16 protein-coding genes and 1 pseudogene are annotated in these 18,711 nt (G+C 37.6%); 5 read left to right on the top strand and 12 right to left on the bottom strand.

Going from position 1 to position 18,711, the window contains the following annotated elements:
• Nucleotides 1-29 precede the first annotated feature (29 nt).
• The gene (nhaC, locus tag MKZ18_RS08620) at nt 30-1,427 is read right to left on the bottom strand and encodes a Na+/H+ antiporter NhaC (RefSeq protein WP_144593790.1); all 1,398 of its coding nucleotides are present in this window, start codon (nt 1,425-1,427) and stop codon (nt 30-32) included.
• A 309-nt stretch (nt 1,428-1,736) separates the two neighbouring features.
• Nucleotides 1,737-2,027 (bottom strand): annotated as a pseudogene (locus tag MKZ18_RS21075) (DUF2071 domain-containing protein); the annotation flags it as partial.
• 145 nt (nt 2,028-2,172) lie between these two features.
• Between MKZ18_RS21075 and MKZ18_RS08615 the strand changes: the two are divergent.
• Nucleotides 2,173-2,502 carry a hypothetical protein gene (locus MKZ18_RS08615; protein WP_025908915.1) on the top strand — a complete coding sequence of 110 codons (330 nt, stop codon included), beginning with the start codon at nt 2,173-2,175 and terminating at the stop codon, nt 2,500-2,502.
• 33 nt (nt 2,503-2,535) lie between these two features.
• Here the strand turns inward: MKZ18_RS08615 and motB are convergent, their stop codons facing one another.
• From motB to MKZ18_RS08580, 7 genes are all read right to left on the bottom strand, one after another.
• A complete protein-coding gene (gene motB / locus MKZ18_RS08610; RefSeq protein ID WP_144593789.1) occupies nt 2,536-3,369 on the bottom strand; it encodes a flagellar motor protein MotB in 834 nt (277 codons plus the stop codon).
• Nucleotides 3,362-4,156 carry a flagellar motor stator protein MotA gene (motA, locus tag MKZ18_RS08605; RefSeq protein ID WP_025909154.1) on the bottom strand — a complete coding sequence of 265 codons (795 nt, stop codon included), beginning with the start codon at nt 4,154-4,156 and terminating at the stop codon, nt 3,362-3,364. The genes motB and motA overlap by 8 nt, the downstream gene beginning before the upstream one ends.
• 220 nt (nt 4,157-4,376) lie before the next feature.
• Entirely contained in the window at nt 4,377-5,042 is a 666-nt protein-coding gene (locus MKZ18_RS08600) for a serine/threonine protein kinase (protein WP_025909155.1), read from the bottom strand.
• A 99-nt stretch (nt 5,043-5,141) separates the two neighbouring features.
• On the bottom strand, nt 5,142-6,392 hold the full coding sequence (locus MKZ18_RS08595; protein WP_025909156.1) for a cytochrome P450: 1,251 nt from the start codon (nt 6,390-6,392) through the stop codon (nt 5,142-5,144).
• A gap of 147 nt (nt 6,393-6,539) precedes the next feature.
• The gene (locus MKZ18_RS08590; protein WP_025909157.1) at nt 6,540-8,036 is read right to left on the bottom strand and encodes an aldehyde dehydrogenase family protein; all 1,497 of its coding nucleotides are present in this window, start codon (nt 8,034-8,036) and stop codon (nt 6,540-6,542) included.
• A 307-nt stretch (nt 8,037-8,343) separates the two neighbouring features.
• The gene (locus MKZ18_RS08585; RefSeq protein ID WP_025909158.1) at nt 8,344-9,738 is read right to left on the bottom strand and encodes an L-cystine transporter; all 1,395 of its coding nucleotides are present in this window, start codon (nt 9,736-9,738) and stop codon (nt 8,344-8,346) included.
• Nucleotides 9,739-9,933: 195 nt separating this feature from the next.
• Nucleotides 9,934-10,302, bottom strand: coding sequence for a hypothetical protein (locus tag MKZ18_RS08580; RefSeq protein WP_025909159.1), 369 nt, complete (start codon nt 10,300-10,302; stop codon nt 9,934-9,936).
• Nucleotides 10,303-10,550: 248 nt separating this feature from the next.
• Here MKZ18_RS08580 and MKZ18_RS08575 point away from each other — a divergent pair, with 248 nt between their 5' ends.
• Together MKZ18_RS08575 and MKZ18_RS08570 are read left to right on the top strand one after the other, a co-directional pair.
• The gene (locus MKZ18_RS08575) at nt 10,551-11,948 is read left to right on the top strand and encodes a M28 family peptidase (protein WP_025909160.1); all 1,398 of its coding nucleotides are present in this window, start codon (nt 10,551-10,553) and stop codon (nt 11,946-11,948) included.
• 236 nt (nt 11,949-12,184) lie between these two features.
• Complete coding sequence (locus MKZ18_RS08570) at nt 12,185-13,660, top strand: potassium/proton antiporter (RefSeq protein ID WP_144593788.1); 1,476 nt, start codon at nt 12,185-12,187, stop codon at nt 13,658-13,660.
• A gap of 16 nt (nt 13,661-13,676) precedes the next feature.
• On the opposite strand, the gene MKZ18_RS08565 is transcribed toward MKZ18_RS08570, so the two are convergent.
• Nucleotides 13,677-14,453, bottom strand: a complete 777-nt coding sequence (locus MKZ18_RS08565; protein ID WP_076513699.1) for a polysaccharide deacetylase family protein — start codon at nt 14,451-14,453, stop codon at nt 13,677-13,679.
• A gap of 328 nt (nt 14,454-14,781) precedes the next feature.
• Between MKZ18_RS08565 and MKZ18_RS08560 the strand changes: the two genes are divergently transcribed.
• Together MKZ18_RS08560 and MKZ18_RS08555 are read left to right on the top strand one after the other, a co-directional pair.
• Nucleotides 14,782-15,300, top strand: a complete 519-nt coding sequence (locus MKZ18_RS08560; RefSeq protein WP_025909163.1) for a hypothetical protein — start codon at nt 14,782-14,784, stop codon at nt 15,298-15,300.
• Nucleotide 15,301: 1 nt separating this feature from the next.
• A complete protein-coding gene (locus tag MKZ18_RS08555) occupies nt 15,302-15,940 on the top strand; it encodes a hypothetical protein (protein WP_119543551.1) in 639 nt (212 codons plus the stop codon).
• 142 nt (nt 15,941-16,082) lie between these two features.
• Here MKZ18_RS08555 and MKZ18_RS08550 read toward each other — a convergent pair whose 3' ends face one another.
• Entirely contained in the window at nt 16,083-17,441 is a 1,359-nt protein-coding gene (locus tag MKZ18_RS08550; protein ID WP_144594447.1) for an IS1182 family transposase, read from the bottom strand.
• 121 nt (nt 17,442-17,562) lie between these two features.
• Nucleotides 17,563-18,708: a toxic anion resistance protein gene (locus MKZ18_RS08545; RefSeq protein WP_025909165.1), complete on the bottom strand. Its 1,146-nt coding sequence runs from the start codon at nt 18,706-18,708 to the stop codon at nt 17,563-17,565.
• Between the last annotated feature and the right edge of the window lie 3 nt (nt 18,709-18,711).

Below are 18,711 nucleotides of genomic sequence, written 5' to 3'. Positions count from 1 at the left end.
AACGTTTTCAAATAAAAAACGCTAGCTTTTCAGCTAACGTTCTTATTTTCATCTGTTGTATACCAAATAAATTTTCCAGTATAACCATAAATAATAGCAATAATAATAGAAACAAAGCTTAACCACATAAACGGTAGATAAGCAAACGTTGATACACCTAGGATCGTTGTTAAGAAAATACCATTATCGGTCCATGGAACCATACCTGAGGTTAACGTTCCACCTACTTCAGAGTTACGCGCTAATACAAGTCGATTGATTTTTAAACGATCATAGCTATCTTGCATAATCTTTGGCGTTAAGATAAGCGATACGTACATAGCGCAACCGAAGATATTTCCTAGTAGACCTGTAAAAATCGTAGCTGTCGTGACGTTCCCGGCATTTATTAAAAATTGTTCAAATTTAGAGAGAAGTACTTTTAGTACACCTAACTCTTCCAGCAAGCCACCAAAGCCTAATCCAAAAATAATAACAATAATTGAACCAACCATACTCTCAATTCCACCGCGGTTTAGCAATTCTGTTATAAAGGTGATGTCTGACTCGATGGAAAATCCGCTGTAAGCTGTATGAAAAGCAGTTGATACGCTTAAATCTTGAAAAAGGACTCCCCATACTACACCAAGTAAAGAACCCACTGCAATTGATGGTAGTGACGGCTTTTTTAATGCTAATAAAACAATAACAACAACCATTGGAACAAGCATCCACACATTAATTTGGAACACATCGTGTAAAGATGATTTTAAAAACTCTACTCGCTCACTATCAAAGTTGTTATCACCGTACATAAATCCAGCAATGGTAAACAAAATAGATGTAACAATATAAGCTGGAATATCTAAGTAAAGCATTGCTCGCACATGAGCAATTACATCCACTTTTGCCATGGAAGCAGACAAGATTGTACTATCAGATAGTGGAGATAGCTTGTCTCCGAAATATGCTCCAGAAATAACTGCCCCAGCTACGAGCGGTAGAGGCATTCCCATTCCTTCCCCTATCGCCATCATTGCAATACCTGCTGTTCCTACTGTGCCCCATGATGTACCCGTTGCAACAGAAGTGATTGAACAAATAACTAAAGTAGCTAATAAAAAGAACGTAGGGTTAATAAACTCTAAGCCGTAGTAAATTAATGATGGAACAATCCCTCCAGAGATCCATGTTCCAATTAAAGCTCCTACTGCCAATAAAATCAGAATCGCTTCTAACCCGTTCCCAATCCCTTTTGTAATCGCTTTCTGTAAAAAATCATATTTATACCCTAAGCGAATACCTAACGCAATAACAATAAACCATGAAATAAAGAGCGCTAGCTGGATGGGAAGTTCGAAAATGAGTGCGAATGAAACAACAACCGCTAGAAATAAAAGTAACACGATCATAATTTCACCAATTGAAGGTAATCTTGGTGTTTTCAAAATCAAATCCCCCTAAACTTATGACTTGAATACTAGATGGCTGCAGGATGTAAAAGCGCACACATCTTTTGATAAAAATGTATAATTCGAACAAATTTATGTAAATATACTTTCAATTCATTTACCTTTTCACATCTAAAAAGGCCATTTTTATCCCATGTAATATTCACTATTTTCACAAGGCAAATAGTACCACAACCTCACAGGCTCGTTCAAGCCTTTATTTATATCGATTTCTTCACATTTTTTGAAAAGAATAAAAATACGTAACAAGATGTTGTGCATAATGCACAATTGTTTCATCTTTATTTATTGGTAGATAGGCTGTCGTAATCGTATTTTTTTCATAGAATAGTGTCCATCTTGTAAAATCCAGGGTTGATGAAAAAGCTTTCCTCGAAAAACTTTCTGTTTGTGCACCGTAAAGAGACGATCTCTATCCCTTAACCACTCATCAACGGTTCCTTCTTTTGTATAATAAGGAGGAGATATAGGCTTATACGTCAGCAAAATTTCTTTATGTTGAAATCCTTTATGCTTTCTTCTGCATTGAAATTCAGTCAACTCCCCACGTTTGTTAACCATTATGTCGGCATGTAGATAAGGTAAATGATTTCAAACAGTCTTTCTTTAGTATACACTCGCATTATTTTTAAAATTACGAAGGCTTGTCCATTTACTACTTCTAAATTCTATTCCCTTGCATACTACTAATTAATAACGAGTAAAAAGGAGTGACTTAGGTATGATGCTATATGACTTGCACAATAAGCTTTATTATCAAGTGTTCAATTCAGCTCAACCTAAAATGACCGATTCACACCAAGGAAGAAGCTGGGGGTACGTAAAGAAGCTTGTGAACGGCAAACCAATTAAGTTTTGGCTAGACTATACGTGGGGACGCTTTATGTATTTTAGCTATAATGAGAAATGGTATCGAGTTGAATACCTGCAAGCAAATGATAAAAAGCAGGTGTCTGATTTATTTAATGGTGCCTTAATTGACTTAATTTTAGAGGGAGAAGAGCTTAATTTAGTACGCGGAACTTATGAAAATCGACGTCTTTTATTATAATAAAAAAATAAAAACACGGATTAAACCGTGTTTTTACTCATTTTCTGCTGTTGTTGTCCGAGGTGTGATTAAAATTTCTACCCGGCGGTTTTTCTTTTTGCCTTCCTCAGTGTCATTGGAGGCTACCGGCTTAAATTCACCAAAGCCCTTTGCACTGAACATACTTGGGTTTAAGCGATTGTTTTCTAGAATAACCTTCATAAAGTTAATCGCTCTCATAACGCTAAGCTCCCAATTTGATTGAAAGCCGGCGTTGCGTATCGGTACATTATCAGTATGACCACTAATGATAATACTACGAGGAGGGTCCATTACAAGCAAATTTGAAATTTCTTTTGCTAGACGTATATCTTCCGGTCGAACATCAGCTCTTCCAGATGCAAAAAAGACGTTATCCCGAATCGAGATTAGTAACCCTTCATCTGTTAATGAGGTTTGCAACTTGTCTTTAATTCCATTCTCTTCCATATATGCATTTACTTTTTGTTGAACAGTTAACAGCTCTTGCTGGTCGGCATCGTGAGCAATTTTCTGCTTTTGCTCTTCCGTTAACGGCTTTTCTCCTTCTTTTTCACTAGGATCCATTCCGCTATCTCTTGCTACATTTTTTTCCGTTGGGTCTTCAGCCGGGAGGTTTTCTTCTTTTGGAGTAGGTGGTGTTTGAAACTCTAACACACCTGTTCCCCCTTCAAACGTTGCATTAAACGCTTTTGATAAGGCTTGAAACTTTTGAGCATCAACAGAACTTATGGCAAACAAAACGATAAATAACGCAAGTAATAGCGTTAATAAATCCGCATACGGTAATAGCCAGCTCTCGTCAACATGAGCGTCCTCTTTTTGTTTCTTTGAACGCTTTTTACTCATTTTCAGCCACTTCGCTTTCCTGCAATAGCTTCTTACGCTCAGCTGTTGGTAAATAAGATGCCAGCTTTTGTTCAATCACTTTTGGTGTTTCACCTTCTAGTAAAGACAGAACACCTTCGATCATCATATATTTAACTTTTGCTTCTTGCTTAGATTTACGTTTTAATTTGTTAGCAAATGGATGCCAAAAAACGTACCCCGTAAAAATACCTAGTAGTGTTGCAACGAAAGCAGCGCTGATAGCATGCCCTAAACTAGTTGTGTCAGCCATGTTTCCTAAAGCAGCAATTAACCCAATGACTGCTCCAAGTACCCCTAAACTCGGTGCATATGTACCTGCTTGTGAAAAAATAGCTGCGCCAGCCTGATGGCGGTCTTCCATTGCTTCAATCTCTTCAGATAACACGTCTCTAATGTAATCTGCGCTTTGCCCATCAATTGCTAAATTTAATCCATTTTGCAAGAAAGGGTCTTCCACATCAGCTGTTTTTGCTTCTAATGATAATAACCCTTCTTTTCGAACAACTTGTGCCCATTCAGAAAACATAAACACAAGATCTTTTGGTGTAGCCATCTTTGGCTCTTTAAAAAGAACGCCAAATAACTTAGGTACCCTTTTTATTTCACTTGTTGGAAACGCAATGACTACCGCTCCGATTGTTCCTAGAACAATGATTAAAATGGCCGCAGGGTTCATTAAAACAGCTGGGCTAACGCCTTTAAGAAACATTCCTATCATTAGTGCAACCAATGCTAAAATCAAACCAAAAAAAGATGTTTTATCCATTTCTATGTCTCCTATCTTTGTCCGCTCAGTGCATCGTGATTTTAGTGTATCTGCTTTTTATTTCGACATTTAAAACGAATTTTTGAATGTTTTTTTGTTTTTCTTAAAATAAATATCAATGTCAGGATGTTTTCATAAGGATTTAAAGACCTGCATAAGATAGCAATTTCATTATAAAAAGACTTTCTGCTTTTAGTGATCAACCAAGAGCAGAAAGCCTTCATACATATTTTTTATATTTATTTTTCACTTTGCGATACAAACGATAGACGTGTCTTGTTAGATTCAATAAAGATGGTGAAATAGCAAGATGGTACTTTTTTATAATAGGCACATAGATTTTGTGATAAGCTTTCACCAAATCCGTCCACTTTTTATCAATGCCTTTTTTATAGAAATCAGAAATATCAACTACGTATCCGCGCCCTTCCTTCATCATTACGTTTTTCCCATGAACATCAAAGGGATTGAGCCCTCTTGATTTAGCATAAGCTAATGCGTCATTTACATCATCTATAACCGTTAACGGAATTATAACGCGCTTTTGAACAGCTTCATATAGTGTAATGCCTTGCAGCCTCTTTAGAATTAAGTAGTGATCTGTATAATAATAAAGCTGAGAATAAGCAGGATGTTTTCCTAATTTCTTATAGACATTTGCTTCTTTTTTTACCTCTTCAAATGACCGACCGTATACCTTCACTACTAGACCTTCATATAAAGGGTGATAAAAAACGGCTGCATAGTTGCCTTTTCCAATTAAAATCCATTCACCAGGTACATATTCGACTATAACAGGGTCATGTTCATTTTCACTTTTAATAATTAAGTTAGGCAATAAGGATGTTTCAACAAGTTCAATAAATTGATTGGGTAGTTTATCCATAAGCTCCTCTATCTGTACCTTTCATAATAGATGCACTTAATGATAGATTTCAATGAGTTTAATGTCAATACGTTCATATATCAATAATGAAAAAGTATCTTATAACGAGGTTACTATCGGTGATTTGTCTTTTGTCACAACAATAGAAAAAGGCTCTTTCATCTCCAATAAAATCTCTCCTTTTGGATGAATAATGGACCGCACTTTTTTTATATTAAATGATGTTACTAACGGGAGGGTAATAGCTTTTACCATGGTCATAACATATTCCACTTGAGCTTCGGTTTCTGCAATCATGCCAAACGGTAAGTAAAGGTGTTGTGGTATATCGACGTTTAAATCTAAACAAAAACGCTCAGGTAAAAACTCATTAGGCTCTAAGAAATAAGCTTCATTACGATGGAGGCTATAAGGACTAATAAAAATCGTTTCATTTTTTTTAAAGAGATAGTTATCCACCTGAACAGCTTCTACCGCTTGTTTACCAAATAACCAAATCGGAGGATAGAGCCTCAGCGACTCTAAAATAACCATACGCATATATTCATCTTGCTCCTGACCTTTTAGCAACTGGATATGTCGTAGAATATCCTGATGCTCACAAAACGTATACATCAGCCAACTACATGCATTGCGAATTAAGTCGTACGTAATAAAGAATCGCTGAAGAATGTCACCTTCACTTTCATTATCAAGTACATTGTAAACATTATTTTGTTCACAAGTTGACCTGTGATTGTAAAGAGATTGAAGGCATGAAAAAACACCCGCTATAGCGTGTGCCTCTATTGGATTTCGCTTTCCAAGCTTTGGGATCGGCACCTTTATCATCGAAGGTTGATGTCTCTTAGTCCGCAACTCAGCCAGTTTTCGTAAGTGTCCTGTCAAATCATGCTTGTTGGCTACGCCAAAAAAGCTGTGTGCTAATAAACAGAGCGCCAAATCTTGCACTTCTTCATTGAAGACTTTTAAATCTCCACTTTCCCATAAAGATATATGGGATTGCACGATCGTACGATGCTCAATTCGAAAGGTAGAAAAATGTTTTTTCACAAAGGAACCCTTGACTTTTGGCACCCCCGTTGAAAAATTAAATTCATATAAGTCGTGAACCTGTAGTGTTCGAACAACATTTTTAATCCCTACATCCACAAAACTATTGGCATTTGTGAAAACAATATCTTTTACCATTTGCGGATTCGTTGTTAAGTAACATCGTCGATGACCTAGCCGAAAGCTTGTTGCCTCGCCGTATTCACTAAGATGTCGTAAAAACAAAAGCGGATTTTCTTGAAAATCTTTCAAATGGCCTGTCATACGATAAGTCGACGGACCCTGTATTCCTTTCATACGCATCACTTCTTTCTATGGAATTAGTAGTTACTAATTACTTCCGCAAAATACTAGATGGTTTATGCAACGTATAATAAAAAAGAGTAGTCCACTAAAGACTACTCTTTTTCACAAATAGATATGCTAATGTTTCTGAAATTGTTTTTAAGATTCCATATTAACCCATACACTTTTTACTTCTGTATAGTTATCAAGCGCATAGCTACCCATTTCCCTTCCAATTCCAGACTGTTTATATCCACCAAACGGACTAGCTGCATCAAATACATTGTAGCAGTTCACCCAGATTGTTCCGGCTTTGATACCGTGAGCTACATAGTGAGCTTTCTTCAAATCTTGCGTCCAAACGCCCGCTGCCAATCCATATGTCGTATCGTTTGCCTTGGCAATTAAATCATCTAAATCATCAAAAGGCATCGCTGCAACAACAGGGCCAAAGATTTCTTCTCGTGCAATTGTCATGGAATGATCAACATCAGCAAAGATTGTTGGTTCCACAAAATATCCTTTTTCAAACGGCAGCGAACCTCCTGTTAAGATTTCAGCTCCTTCTTCTACACCTTTATCAATATATGATTTGACTCGCTTCTGCTGCTGTGCAGACACAAGCGGGCCCATCGTTGTATCTTCTATTAATCCATTACCCTGTTTAATCACCTTAGACTGTGCCACTAAGTCTGCTATTACATTATCATATAATTTTTTTTGTACGTATAACCGACTTCCCGCACAACAAACTTGTCCTTGGTTGAACATTACACCCGCCAATGCTCCTGGAACAGCTTTTGATAAATCTGCATCAGGTAAAATGATATTTGGAGATTTACCTCCAAGCTCTAACGTAACTTTCTTTAAAGTTTCACTCGCTTGCTTCATAATCGACTTTCCAACCGCAGTTGATCCCGTAAAGGCAATCTTATCTACAAGCAAATGATTAACAAGTGGTTCACCTGCTGTTTTACCGAAACCTGGAACGACATTTAGCACTCCTTTAGGAAAGCCCGCTTCCTCAGCAAGACCTGCTAGATAAAGAGCTGATAAAGGCGTTTGTTCTGCTGGTTTTAGTACAATTGTACAACCGCTAGCTAACGCAGCACCCAGCTTCCATGCTGCCATGAGCAGCGGGAAATTCCAAGGGATAATTTGCCCAACCACTCCTAGTGGTTCATGACGCGTATAGTTAAAGTATGCTCCTTGTACAGGAATAGTTTGTCCAACAATTTTTGTTGTCCAACCAGCATAGTATCTAAAATGTTCAATAGCTAAAGGAATATCTGCATTTGATGTTTCACGAATTGGTTTCCCATTATCGAGCGTTTCTAATTGAGCAAGTTCAAGTTTGTGTTCTTCCATGAGGTCAGCAAGCTTATAAATCAAACGACTTCTTTCCGCTGCAGACATTTTTGTCCACGGTCCTTTATCAAAAGCTTCACGAGCTGCTAACACAGCACGGTCAATATCTTCAGCATTTGCTTCAGCTACATCTGCTAACTTTTCACCAGTTGCAGGGTTTACTGTTTCAAACGTCTTTCCAGATGCCGACTCCACCCACTCACCGTTAATATAAAGCTTCTTTACACCTTGTAAAAATTGCTTCAGTTTTGGACTTACTTCAACTTGTTTTGCTCCAATATTTTGCATCAAATCCATACCTCCTTCAATTTTAGAAAGCGTTACCAATAATTAGTTTACACTACCCTTTTCAAAAAAAATCAACCGATATGTCATATTATTTAGAAATTTTAATCTTCTCACAAAGAAAGAGAGTGAGACATAATTAAATGTTTCCTTCTCAAAGACCGATCATGACGTTTCTACAATCGTTAAGCTGTAAGAACAAGTTCGTTCAAAATGTTTTCCAAACAAAAAAATATCCGAGCTATCGAAAGTAGTTAACTCACGATAGTTCGGATAAATCATTGACCGAAATACTTATGTCCCAGCTTTTTTATGCTTCTGCCGTTTCAGGCGAAATTGTTTTATCATTATAAACTGTTGTATCTAATTCTTTTGTTACTTTACTTGTTATAACACCTGCTGTCATACTTCCGCTGACGTTCAATGCTGTACGCCCCATGTCGATCAGAGGTTCTACTGAAATAAGAAGTCCTGCAAGTGCAACTGGTAAGTCTAGTGCAGATAAAACAAGAAGTGCCGCGAATGTTGCACCTCCACCAACACCTGCTACTCCAAATGAGCTAATAGCTACAATAGCAATTAGTGTGGCAATAAACGATGGTGATAAAGGATTAATACCAACTGTTGGTGCAATCATAACGGCTAGCATTGCTGGATAAATACCCGCGCATCCATTTTGACCAATTGATAAACCAAATGACCCTGCGAAGTTTGCAATTCCTTCTGGAACGCCAAGCTGTCTCGTTTGTGTGTTCACATTTAGCGGTAAAGCCCCTGCACTTGTACGAGATGTGAAAGCAAATGTTAAAACTGGAAATGCTTTTTTTACATACATAATCGGGTTAACACCGACAAGCGTTAGTAAAAGTAAGTGAACAGCAAACATTGCTCCTAACGCTACATAAGACGCAATAACAAATTTACCAAGCTTCACGATAGCATCAATATCGCTCGTAGCGATTGTCTTTGTCATGATGGCTAATACACCATATGGCGTTAAGCGTAAAATTAATGTAACAACGCGCATTACAATTGCATAAATCATATCAATAACCTTTGAAAAAAGAGCTGCTTCTTCTGGCTTTTTACGCTTTACGCCTAAATAAGCAATTCCGATAAATGCAGCAAAAATAACCACTGCGATTGTTGAAGTTGGTCGTGCTCCTGTTAAATCTAAAAATGGATTCGCAGGCAACAATTCAATGATTTGTTGTGGAATTGTTTGGGCTTGCATTCCTGACAAATTCTCCTCTAATGCTGCTCCACGCTCGGTTTCAGCTGCTCCTTGTTCAATCTGAACAGCTTCTAAGTTAAATCCCGTTGTTGTCACAATCCCAATTGCTGCTGCAATGGCTGTTGTTCCAACTAAAATCCCAATAATTAAACCGCTGATTTTCCCAATGTTACTCGTTAATTTTAAGCGAGTGAATGCGGCCACAATCGAAACTAACACAAGTGGCATAACGATCATCTGAAGAAATTTCACATAACCGCTACCAACAATACTAAACCAATCTGATGTTTGAGCTGTCACTTCTGAAGTTGGTCCATATACCAATTGAAGAGCAAACCCAAATACAATTCCAAGTCCTAGAGCAGTGAATACACGCTTTGAAAATGAAACGTATTTTTTTTGCATCATATATAAACCAGCGATTAATGCCAGCATGATAATGATGTTAAGAATAACTAATAATAAAGTCAAAATAATTCCTCCTACAACACTTTCCAAATATAAGTCTCCTTTATTTATATTATAAGAATTCCAATAAGTCAACTCGGTTTTTGTGTTTTTTACGATTTTTCACTCTAATTGCTCGCCAATTTTTATATTTATCATCGTTAAAGCTTTAGCATACAAAAAAACATCCCTTTGTAACGGGATGTTTCGCATATGTATTTACATTTCATACAGTTCGTTTAGCCATCTAACAAATAAATGCTTTGGGAGCTCTAAGTAGTGTAAATCTGTATACTGTATATCAGACAGCGTTGTCCCCCTTGACATATAATAATACCACTGCCAACCAATATCTTTTGCAATGGCATACGACCTTGCCAAGTCTTGGCGCGCATCAGGTTGTTGCATATCACTCATCCACTGCTTTTCATCTGCATCGTATTCATAATAATGTAACGTAAATTTATCACACCAATAAGCGAGCTCTTGATGCGAAAACATATTTTCATCATCACAAACTTGTAACAGTAACATTCTTAGATTCTCAGGCGTATATGGCAATATAATCTTTTGACATGCATCTCTCATTCTTTTACCCTTCCTGCTTCACTTATTTCTTTTATTACATCATGTCCATGAAACTTTATCAATAAGAATTCGATAACGGTTTGATTACTTTTCTTTTACAACCTCTTCTCAATTTTATAATTTCAGACATAAAAAATAGCATTTTACCTTAAAACAATCAAACTAAATAGGAATATTTACCCTTTTTTTATTTTTGGGAATATTATAAATTTTAAGTTGTATCTATAATTTCCCAAAGGAGGAACACAATGAAAAGAACAAAAAAGACAATTGTATCCGTTGCTCTAGCAACAAGCTTAGCCCTTTCAATATCTAGTACATATACTGCAGCTGCTCCTGCTACTCAAGCTTCAGCGAGTCAAGCTTACAATGCGGTAGATAAAAAGGTGCTCAACAAAATTAATGTAGATAACATCTACAATGATATTGAATATTTAGCAAAAACGCCTCGCGTAGCTGGAACTGCAGCTGAACATAAAGCAGCTTGGTATATTCAAAAGAAATTAAAATCATTTGGTTATAAAGCAAACGTCGAGCCATTTACATTCGTTGGCTATACAGAAGCATCTAAAGTTGAACTTTCAGCTGATGGGACAAGCTATTCACCTAGCGCTTTCACATATAGCATAAACGGTAATGTAAGCGCTGAAGTTGTTGATGCTGGCCTTGGAACAAAAGAAGAGTTAACGAATCAAGACTTGACAGGCAAAATTGCACTGATTCAACGTGGCTCTATTAGCTTTGGTGAAAAAGTATTAAATGCAGCTGAAAAAGGAGCCAAAGCCGTTATTATTTATAATAATGCTGACGGTGAGTTAAACGGGACGCTTGGTGGAGCTAATGATGGTTATGTACCAGCTGTAGCTTTACCAAAAGCGGAGGGTGAACAGCTTCTTGAAAAAATAAAAGCAGGCAATCTAACAGCTACTGTAAATATTGAAGGTGCTGAAGTTAGTGAGCGTATTTCATATAACGTAACCGCAACAAAATCACCAACTGAAAAAAAACGCAACACGGATGATATCATCGTAATTGGGGCTCATCATGACTCAGTTGAGGGTGCGCCTGGTGCAAACGACGACGCATCTGGAACAGCAATGGTCATTGAATTAGCTCGCGTATTAAAATCTCTACCAACAGATACGGAGCTACGCTTTGTAACGTTTGGAGCTGAAGAACTTGGCTTAATTGGTTCTCAAGAGTACGTGGATGGTTTATCTCACGATGAGAAAGATCGTATCGTTGGTATGTTTAACTTAGATATGGTTGGGAGCCGCGATGCTGGTGATTTAGTATTAAAAACAGCAGATGGAAAAGCTAACTTTGTAACAAAATTAGCTCAGGCGTCAAGCTTGCGCCTAAATGGTGCGGCTACTCCATATTCAGAGGGTGGACGCAGTGATCATGTTCCGTTTGCAGAAGCAGGCATTCCTGCTGCACTATTTATCCATGATCCAGCTGAACCATGGTACCATACACCAGAAGATAGCATTGACAAAATTAGTAAAGAAAAACTTCAAGATGTCGCTGAAATTGTGGGAACTGCCGTGTATGATCGCGCTCGACCAGATCATAAAGGACCAAAAACACAAAAAGGAAAACCATTTAAAGCACCTGAGCTTTATTACCAGCAAGATCTTAAATAATAATGAGAGAACTCGGTTATATAACCGGGTTCTTTTTTATTAAAAAATACTGAAGCATAATAATCTCTTCTATTCTGACGATTATGGTATACTTTTATTGATACAGCTTCTTTTTTGCTGTAGATTTGGTTATTATAAGGAGGAATATAATGAATTTGACGTTTATTAGCAGCTTTTCATCTGTTATCCATTCAAAAGTAAATTCAACTTAATTATGAAAAAGAGGTGAACAATCATTGAGTTTTACGATTGACAATTTAATTTTCCTTTTATCCATTCTTCTAGTTACGGGAGTCTTAACAGCAAAATTCTCTTCGCGTTTAGGTCTACCTTCCCTCGTACTGTTTATTATTGTTGGTATGATACTCAGTCATTACGTCTACTTTGACAACGCTCTTTTAGCACAAGGTGTCGGAGTAATTGCTCTCATTATCATTCTATTTGATGGTGGTATTCAAACAAAGTGGACCGACGTCAAAAGCGTCGTTCGCCCTTCTATTTCTCTTGCTACATTAGGAGTTTTAATTACAACTGTTGTAACCGGTGTATTAGCAAAGTACATTTTGGATGTTACTTGGCTAGAAGGCTTATTATTTGGAGCAATCGTTGGATCTACTGACGCTGCAGCCGTCTTTTCTGTTTTAGGATCTAAAAACATTCGTCAAAAGCTCACGTCAACTCTAGAAGCAGAGTCAGGTTCAAATGACCCAATGGCGATTTTCTTAACTGTTTCAATTATTGAACTAATCCAAGCACCTGAATCACCTATCTTTACTCTTTTCTTCGACTTTTTCTGGCAAATGGGAATGGGGTTACTAATGGGATTAGTGCTCGGAAAAGCTTCCGTATGGATTATCAATCGCATTAATTTAGATTCATCCGGTCTTTACCCAGTATTATCTCTTGCTTTAGCAGCTTTAACATATGGCGTCACTGCTTTTATTGGAGCAAGTGGATTGCTAGCTGTCTACATAATGGCTGTTATTATCGGAAACTCCCATTTAACATATCGTCATGCAATTGTACGCTTTAATGAAGGTTTTGCATGGATGATGCAAATTCTTATGTTTATTATTTTAGGTCTACTCGTCTTTCCAAAAGAGCTTATTGAGGTTACATGGCAAGGTATCTTATTGTCGTTTTTATTAATGCTCGTTGCTCGACCATTAGGTGTTTTCATCAGCATGCTTTTCACTAAATATACAATGAAAGAGCAGCTATTCATTTCGTGGGGAGGACTAAAAGGAGCCGTTCCAATTGTTCTAGCTACATATCCAATGATGGCTGGCCTTGAAAATAGCACACTTATCTTTAACGTGGTATTCTTCGTTGTTCTTACTTCTGCGTTATTACAAGGAGCAACCATTTCTCCGTTAGCCAATTACTTGAATTTCTCAGATGGTGAAAAAGAAGTGGTTCCACACAGTTTAGAACTTGTTTCGATGGGCAAAACCAATAATGAAATGATTGAGCTAAAGCTGGTTCCAGATGCCGCAATCTCTGGAAAATCACTTGAAGAACTTCCCTTGCCAGAAGATGTTTTAATTACGGCTGTTATCCGTGAAGAAAAGCTAATTACACCTCGCGGAAATACTAAAATCTTTTCTGGCGATACTCTGTACGTTCTTGTTTCTAAAAAGAAACGCGAGCGCGTTACGGAATATTTCCAAAAGAAAAAAACCTCTCTCGAAGAGGATGTATCTACCCCTTAAAAAACAAAGGCATCTCCTATTTTAAAGGAGTGCCTTTGTTTTTGTTTTCCTTTTGCATTAAATAAAGCGATTCGTAGTTTGGATGATGCTTCAAAAGCTCTGAAATTGTGACAAAACGATATCCTTTTTCCTTTAGCTCAGGCAGTATTTGTTTCAGTGCTTGAACCGTTTGCGTGCGATCCCCCCCTGTATCGTGAAACAAAACGATGTCGCCAGAGCTTGCATTTTTCAGAACTTGATGAACAATTTTGTCTACACCAGGGTTTCTCCAATCAAATGTGTCTTGATGCCATGACCATAATACAACAGTATACTGCTGATTTTTAGCTGCTTTCACCACTTTATCATCATAGTAACCAGTTGGTGGCCTAAAAAGATAGGGTTTAATACCCGTTATCTGCTGAATTTTGTCATCAGCCTTTTCAATCTCACCTTCTATTTTTACAGTATCTTTACCACGAACTTCTAAGTGACTATACGTATGATTTGCAAGTTCATGCCCTTCTTTAACCTCTCTTTTAGCAATTGTAGGATATTGAGTAACTCGGTCACCTAAAACAAAGAATGTAGCTTTTGCATTGTATTCTTTTAATAAATCTAGAATGAGTGGCGTATACGTTGGATCAGGTCCATCATCAAACGTTAATGCAATAATCTTTTCTTCACTTGTTGGAATTTCCCAAACAATATCACCTTTTTTCTCATAGTAAAAGCGGCTTTTCTTTGCTGCTTGTCCGTTCGATGCACCTGTGAAAAAGAGAAGTGCGCAAAGAAGCAAACAACCTTTTTTCATACGCTTACCTTCTTTCTTGTTTCTCTATTTGATCTTGCTCTAGTTGTGATATGACAATGGCTCGTAAGTCATTCTCAAAAAATGATTCACTGCATACATACGAATGCTTTGACAACTCCTCTTGTTTCGACTTTTGATTCACTCGACATCCACTCTCTTTCTTTTTAGAATGTTCTTTTAGGTTCTCCCAAATAAATGAAAACAAATCGATAAAAACAACCGTATTGCGTTTACTTTTAATGGAATGGGGAAAAATGTAAGAAATTGAACACTATACTCATTGAAGGGTTGATTTTGACAATTTCACTATAGATAAAGGAGACTGTATATGATCTATCGAATAGTAATAGTAGCTCTGTTTATCTTTACGCTTAGTGCGCTTCAAACAAAAACGAACATATTGCCTTTAGCAAGTGAGCAAGAAAACGCTAGAAAAGGTACGTCCAGTCATCAAGGCTTTTCAATAAATGTATTACCTGACTATGAATTACAAAAAGAAGAAGAAGGAAAAGACATTATTTTCTCTACGCATTCACCTCATACTTGGATGAGAATTCAAGTCTTAGAAGTCGATACAGCAAATAAACTTACGTCGGTTAATACGGCTACATCTACTTTTGAAGAACAATTCGGAAAAGCTAAAATGATTGCCGATCAGCACCATATTAAGAAGCCACTCATTACTGCTTTTGAAGCCTACACTGATCAAGAAAAAGCGGCCTTATATATCGTAAAGGCTCCTAGCAAAGCACAAATACTAGTTATTATAACTAATATAAAAAAACATTCACCTGATGAACAAGAATTGTTTACTATGATTAATAGCATTCAATTAAAGGAGAGATAGTGTGCAAAAATATTTGTTAGTTCTGTTTACAGCAATTATGCTGACGGCTTGTGGAACAACACAAGAAAACTCTAAGTCCCATAATTCTTCTCATAGTACAAGTGATCAATCTCCAAAAGAAAAAACATCGAAAGAATCCTCAGACACTTCATCTGATGAACAAACCATTCGTCTTCCTGAACAGATGATGGCGTATGAAAACGAAGGTATGCAAGAAGAAAAAATGGGGTTTTTAAAAACTAGTGAAAACCAAAAATATTCTTTATATGTCTTAGAAGGATATACGTTTACAGAAGAAGAACCACGAAAAGATGTTATTTACTACGATGCTAACGATAAGCTGTGGATGCGTATTGAAGTTCTTCCTGATAACGTAGATTGGGACAAGGTAGAACAAGAAGCTCTAAAAGGATTAGAAGCTGTATCAACTGACGTTCAAAAAAGCTCTGTCACGTCTTATAATGAGACTTTTTCATTCCACAGTGTACATTCAGCCAGCAACGACAAGAACCGAACTACTTCATATTTAGTGAAGGCATCTGATAAGCGTCCAGCTATGCGGCTCACCATCTTCACTCCGGTTGAAACAGAAAATGTTAATGCCTTTTTAGAAATGGCTAATTCGATTGAAAATTTATAAACTCAAAAAGCCGAACACAAAGGTGTTCGGCTCAGTTTGTCGACAAAAGGGATTCGGAATGGTCTCATTCCGAACCCCTTTTTAGCTTTTTATGGGATTTGAAGCTATTTAATAAAAAGACAGACCTCTTCGAGTTCATCATTTAGGCCATTTTTGGACCTTGCCACGTCCAGTTGGCCATCTTCTTCAGGTTCATGGCAGCGAAAGTAAGCATCGCCTGCATCGACAATTTTTTAAGTCCCCTTAACGTTGTCCAACGCATGCCATGCTTTTCTTTTCCATCTGCGAATACACGCTCAATGGTTTCTTTACGTTTGGCATAAATCTCTTTCACCTCTGCGTGATAGCGAAGATGGTCTGCCTCTTCTACGTATTCCTGCCAAATATGACGCGTCACCACTTTCTGGTGGTCTTTACTCTCCGTACATCTGGCTAAAAATGGGCATGTCGCACAAATCTGTTTTGGCGATTTGTACTCCCGATATCCTTCTTTATTCGTTGTCGAGTAGGCCAAGATCTCACCTGCCGGGCAAAGATAACAGTCAAAGTATTCGTCATACACATAGTCATGTTTTCGGAAAAAACCTTTTTTCGTACGTGGTCGTGTGTATGGCAAGGCAGGGGTCATCCCCTGTTCCAATAAGTAACGGGTAATCGCAGGAGTTTTGTACGCGGCATCTGCGGCGACCGCTTCAGGCTTTCCGACTCTCTCGATGACCTTTCCGACCAATGGCTCTAAAATCTGACTATCATGTGTGTTGCCAGGTGTGACCATGGTGCCAAGCACAAAACCGTTACGATCCGCGGCTGCGTGAAAAGAATAGGCGAACTGCTTCGTCCGTTCATCCTTCACATAGTAACCACTCTCTGGATCGGTGGTGCTTTCTTTGATTTCTTTCTTCTCTTCCTTCTCAAACTTGTCCGGAGGAAATGGTTTTTTTCCGTGATCTTCCCGGTCCTGGTTAATCTCTTCTTGAAGGCGTTCCTGATACGCGCGTGTCTCTTTGCGAACGACTTTCTTTTCAAATTTGCGTTTGTTCGCACTCGCTTTAACATGGGTCGAATCCACGAAAACGTGCTCGGCACTGATTAGCTTTTTCTCGGCAGCTTCCTTTAAGATGCGATAGAAAATCTGTTCAAACAGATCGGTATCTTTAAAACGGCGTTCATAGTTTTTTCCGAACGTAGAGAAATGAGGCACTTTATCGTGGAAACCATACCCAAGGAACCAGCGATAGGCCATATTGGTTTCCACTTGTTCAATCGTTTGGCGCATGGACCGGATTCCAAACGTGTATTGAAGGAAGGTCAATTTAATTAAGATGACAGGATCAATACTGGGACGACCGATTTCTGAATACATGTCCTTCACCAAGTCATAGATGAACGAAAAATCAAGTGCTGCCTCTATTTTACGAACCAAGTGGCTGGCCGGTACCAATTGATTTAACGTAATCATTTCTAATTGATCTCGTTGAATGGGATTATGTTTCGAAAGCATGTCAATCACCTCAAGTTATGTAGTACTTCCATTGTAAAATAAAAAAGACTGTAGGCAAACTGGATTTCTTCCAGTTTGTCTACAGTCTGAGCCGAACACAAAGGTGTTCGGCTTTTTGAGTCTATTTTAAATCCATTAGCTTTGTTTTCAAGTCAGCTTCCATTTGATACAGCTCTGCTTCTGCTTCTGTTCTTTTTGTACGGCCTTCTTCTTGAATTTTTAATACTTCTTCAAGCGTAGTAATTAAATCTGATTGTGTTTGTCTAAGCGTTTCAATATTTACTATTCCTCGCTCGTTTTCTTTTGCTACTTCAATTGTATTTTGCTTTAACATTTCTGAATTACGTGTTAATAAATCATTTGTTGTTTTAGATACTTGTTTCTGAGCTTCCATTGCAGCTTTTTGTCGCAGCAGTGTAGTCGCAATTACAATTTGATTTTTCCAAAGGGGAATTGCGGTCAAAATAGAACTTTGAATCTTTTCTACAAGCGTTTGATTTACTTCTTGAATCAAGCGAATCTGCGGTGCACTTTGAACAGCAATTTGTCTACTTAACTTTAAATCATGAACGCGCTTTTCTAAACGATTAATGAATTGGCTTAAATCATTTACTTCCTGAGCCATCAAGTAATCATTTTTTGCTTTTGCTTCCTGCTGAAGTGCCGGCAACGCTTCATTTCTAAGCGTTTCTAATCGATACTCTGCAGCTCCGATATAAATATTTAACGCATCATAAAACTGTTTATTTTTATCATACAAACTATCTAACATTGTAATATCACGATAAAGCATTTGCTTTGAACGTTCTAATTTATCCGCAATCTTATCAATTTCAACGTTAATACTTTGATATTTTGTTAATAAATTTTGAATTGGCTTTGACAAACCAGAAAATACTCTGCTGATAAATCCTTTTTTCTTCGTTGTGAAATCATCTGGATTCACCTGACGTATTTTAGACATTAAGTCAGCAATCACATCTCCAACAGGACCTGTATCTTTCGTTTGCACATGCTGTAAAACAGACTGAGAGAACTGCGAAAGCTCCGACTGTGCGGCTACTCCATATTGAAGAATAGCCTGCTGGTTTTTATAATCGATTTGCTCGGCGATTTTCTGTGCTTTTTCTTGGTATTCAGGGGCTAAGTTATTGTATGTTGAAAGCTGCTTAGCTACCGGTTGGTCAAGCTGAGTAGCCAAAGTTGGTGATGCAAACGGATCATTTAAAAGTTCATCTAGCGATTGTTTTTTTTCCACTTCTTTCATATA

It is taken from the genome of Priestia sp. FSL W8-0001 (genome assembly GCF_038050335.1).
GTDB classification, from domain to species: Bacteria; Bacillota; Bacilli; order Bacillales; family Bacillaceae_H; genus Priestia; species Priestia flexa.
The sequence above is the reverse complement of the archived record's forward strand: the minus strand, read 5'-3'. Positions and strand labels throughout refer to the sequence as shown.

What these genes read in the sequence shown, in the direction of transcription:
- MKZ18_RS08550 (WP_144594447.1), bottom strand. Translation starts at nt 17,441, where the DNA reads ATGCTTTCGAAACATAATCCCATTCAACGAGATCAATTAGAAATGATT.
- motA (WP_025909154.1), bottom strand. Translation starts at nt 4,156, where the DNA reads ATGGATAAAACATCTTTTTTTGGTTTGATTTTAGCATTGGTTGCACTA.
- MKZ18_RS08545 (WP_025909165.1), bottom strand. Translation starts at nt 18,708, where the DNA reads ATGAAAGAAGTGGAAAAAAAACAATCGCTAGATGAACTTTTAAATGAT.
- MKZ18_RS08580 (WP_025909159.1), bottom strand. Translation starts at nt 10,302, where the DNA reads ATGAGAGATGCATGTCAAAAGATTATATTGCCATATACGCCTGAGAAT.
- MKZ18_RS08615 (WP_025908915.1), top strand. Translation starts at nt 2,173, where the DNA reads ATGATGCTATATGACTTGCACAATAAGCTTTATTATCAAGTGTTCAAT.
- MKZ18_RS08595 (WP_025909156.1), bottom strand. Translation starts at nt 6,392, where the DNA reads ATGAAAGGAATACAGGGTCCGTCGACTTATCGTATGACAGGCCATTTG.
- MKZ18_RS08560 (WP_025909163.1), top strand. Translation starts at nt 14,782, where the DNA reads ATGATCTATCGAATAGTAATAGTAGCTCTGTTTATCTTTACGCTTAGT.
- MKZ18_RS08565 (WP_076513699.1), bottom strand. Translation starts at nt 14,453, where the DNA reads ATGAAAAAAGGTTGTTTGCTTCTTTGCGCACTTCTCTTTTTCACAGGT.
- MKZ18_RS08575 (WP_025909160.1), top strand. Translation starts at nt 10,551, where the DNA reads ATGAAAAGAACAAAAAAGACAATTGTATCCGTTGCTCTAGCAACAAGC.
- MKZ18_RS08600 (WP_025909155.1), bottom strand. Translation starts at nt 5,042, where the DNA reads ATGGATAAACTACCCAATCAATTTATTGAACTTGTTGAAACATCCTTA.
- motB (WP_144593789.1), bottom strand. Translation starts at nt 3,369, where the DNA reads ATGAGTAAAAAGCGTTCAAAGAAACAAAAAGAGGACGCTCATGTTGAC.
- MKZ18_RS08590 (WP_025909157.1), bottom strand. Translation starts at nt 8,036, where the DNA reads ATGCAAAATATTGGAGCAAAACAAGTTGAAGTAAGTCCAAAACTGAAG.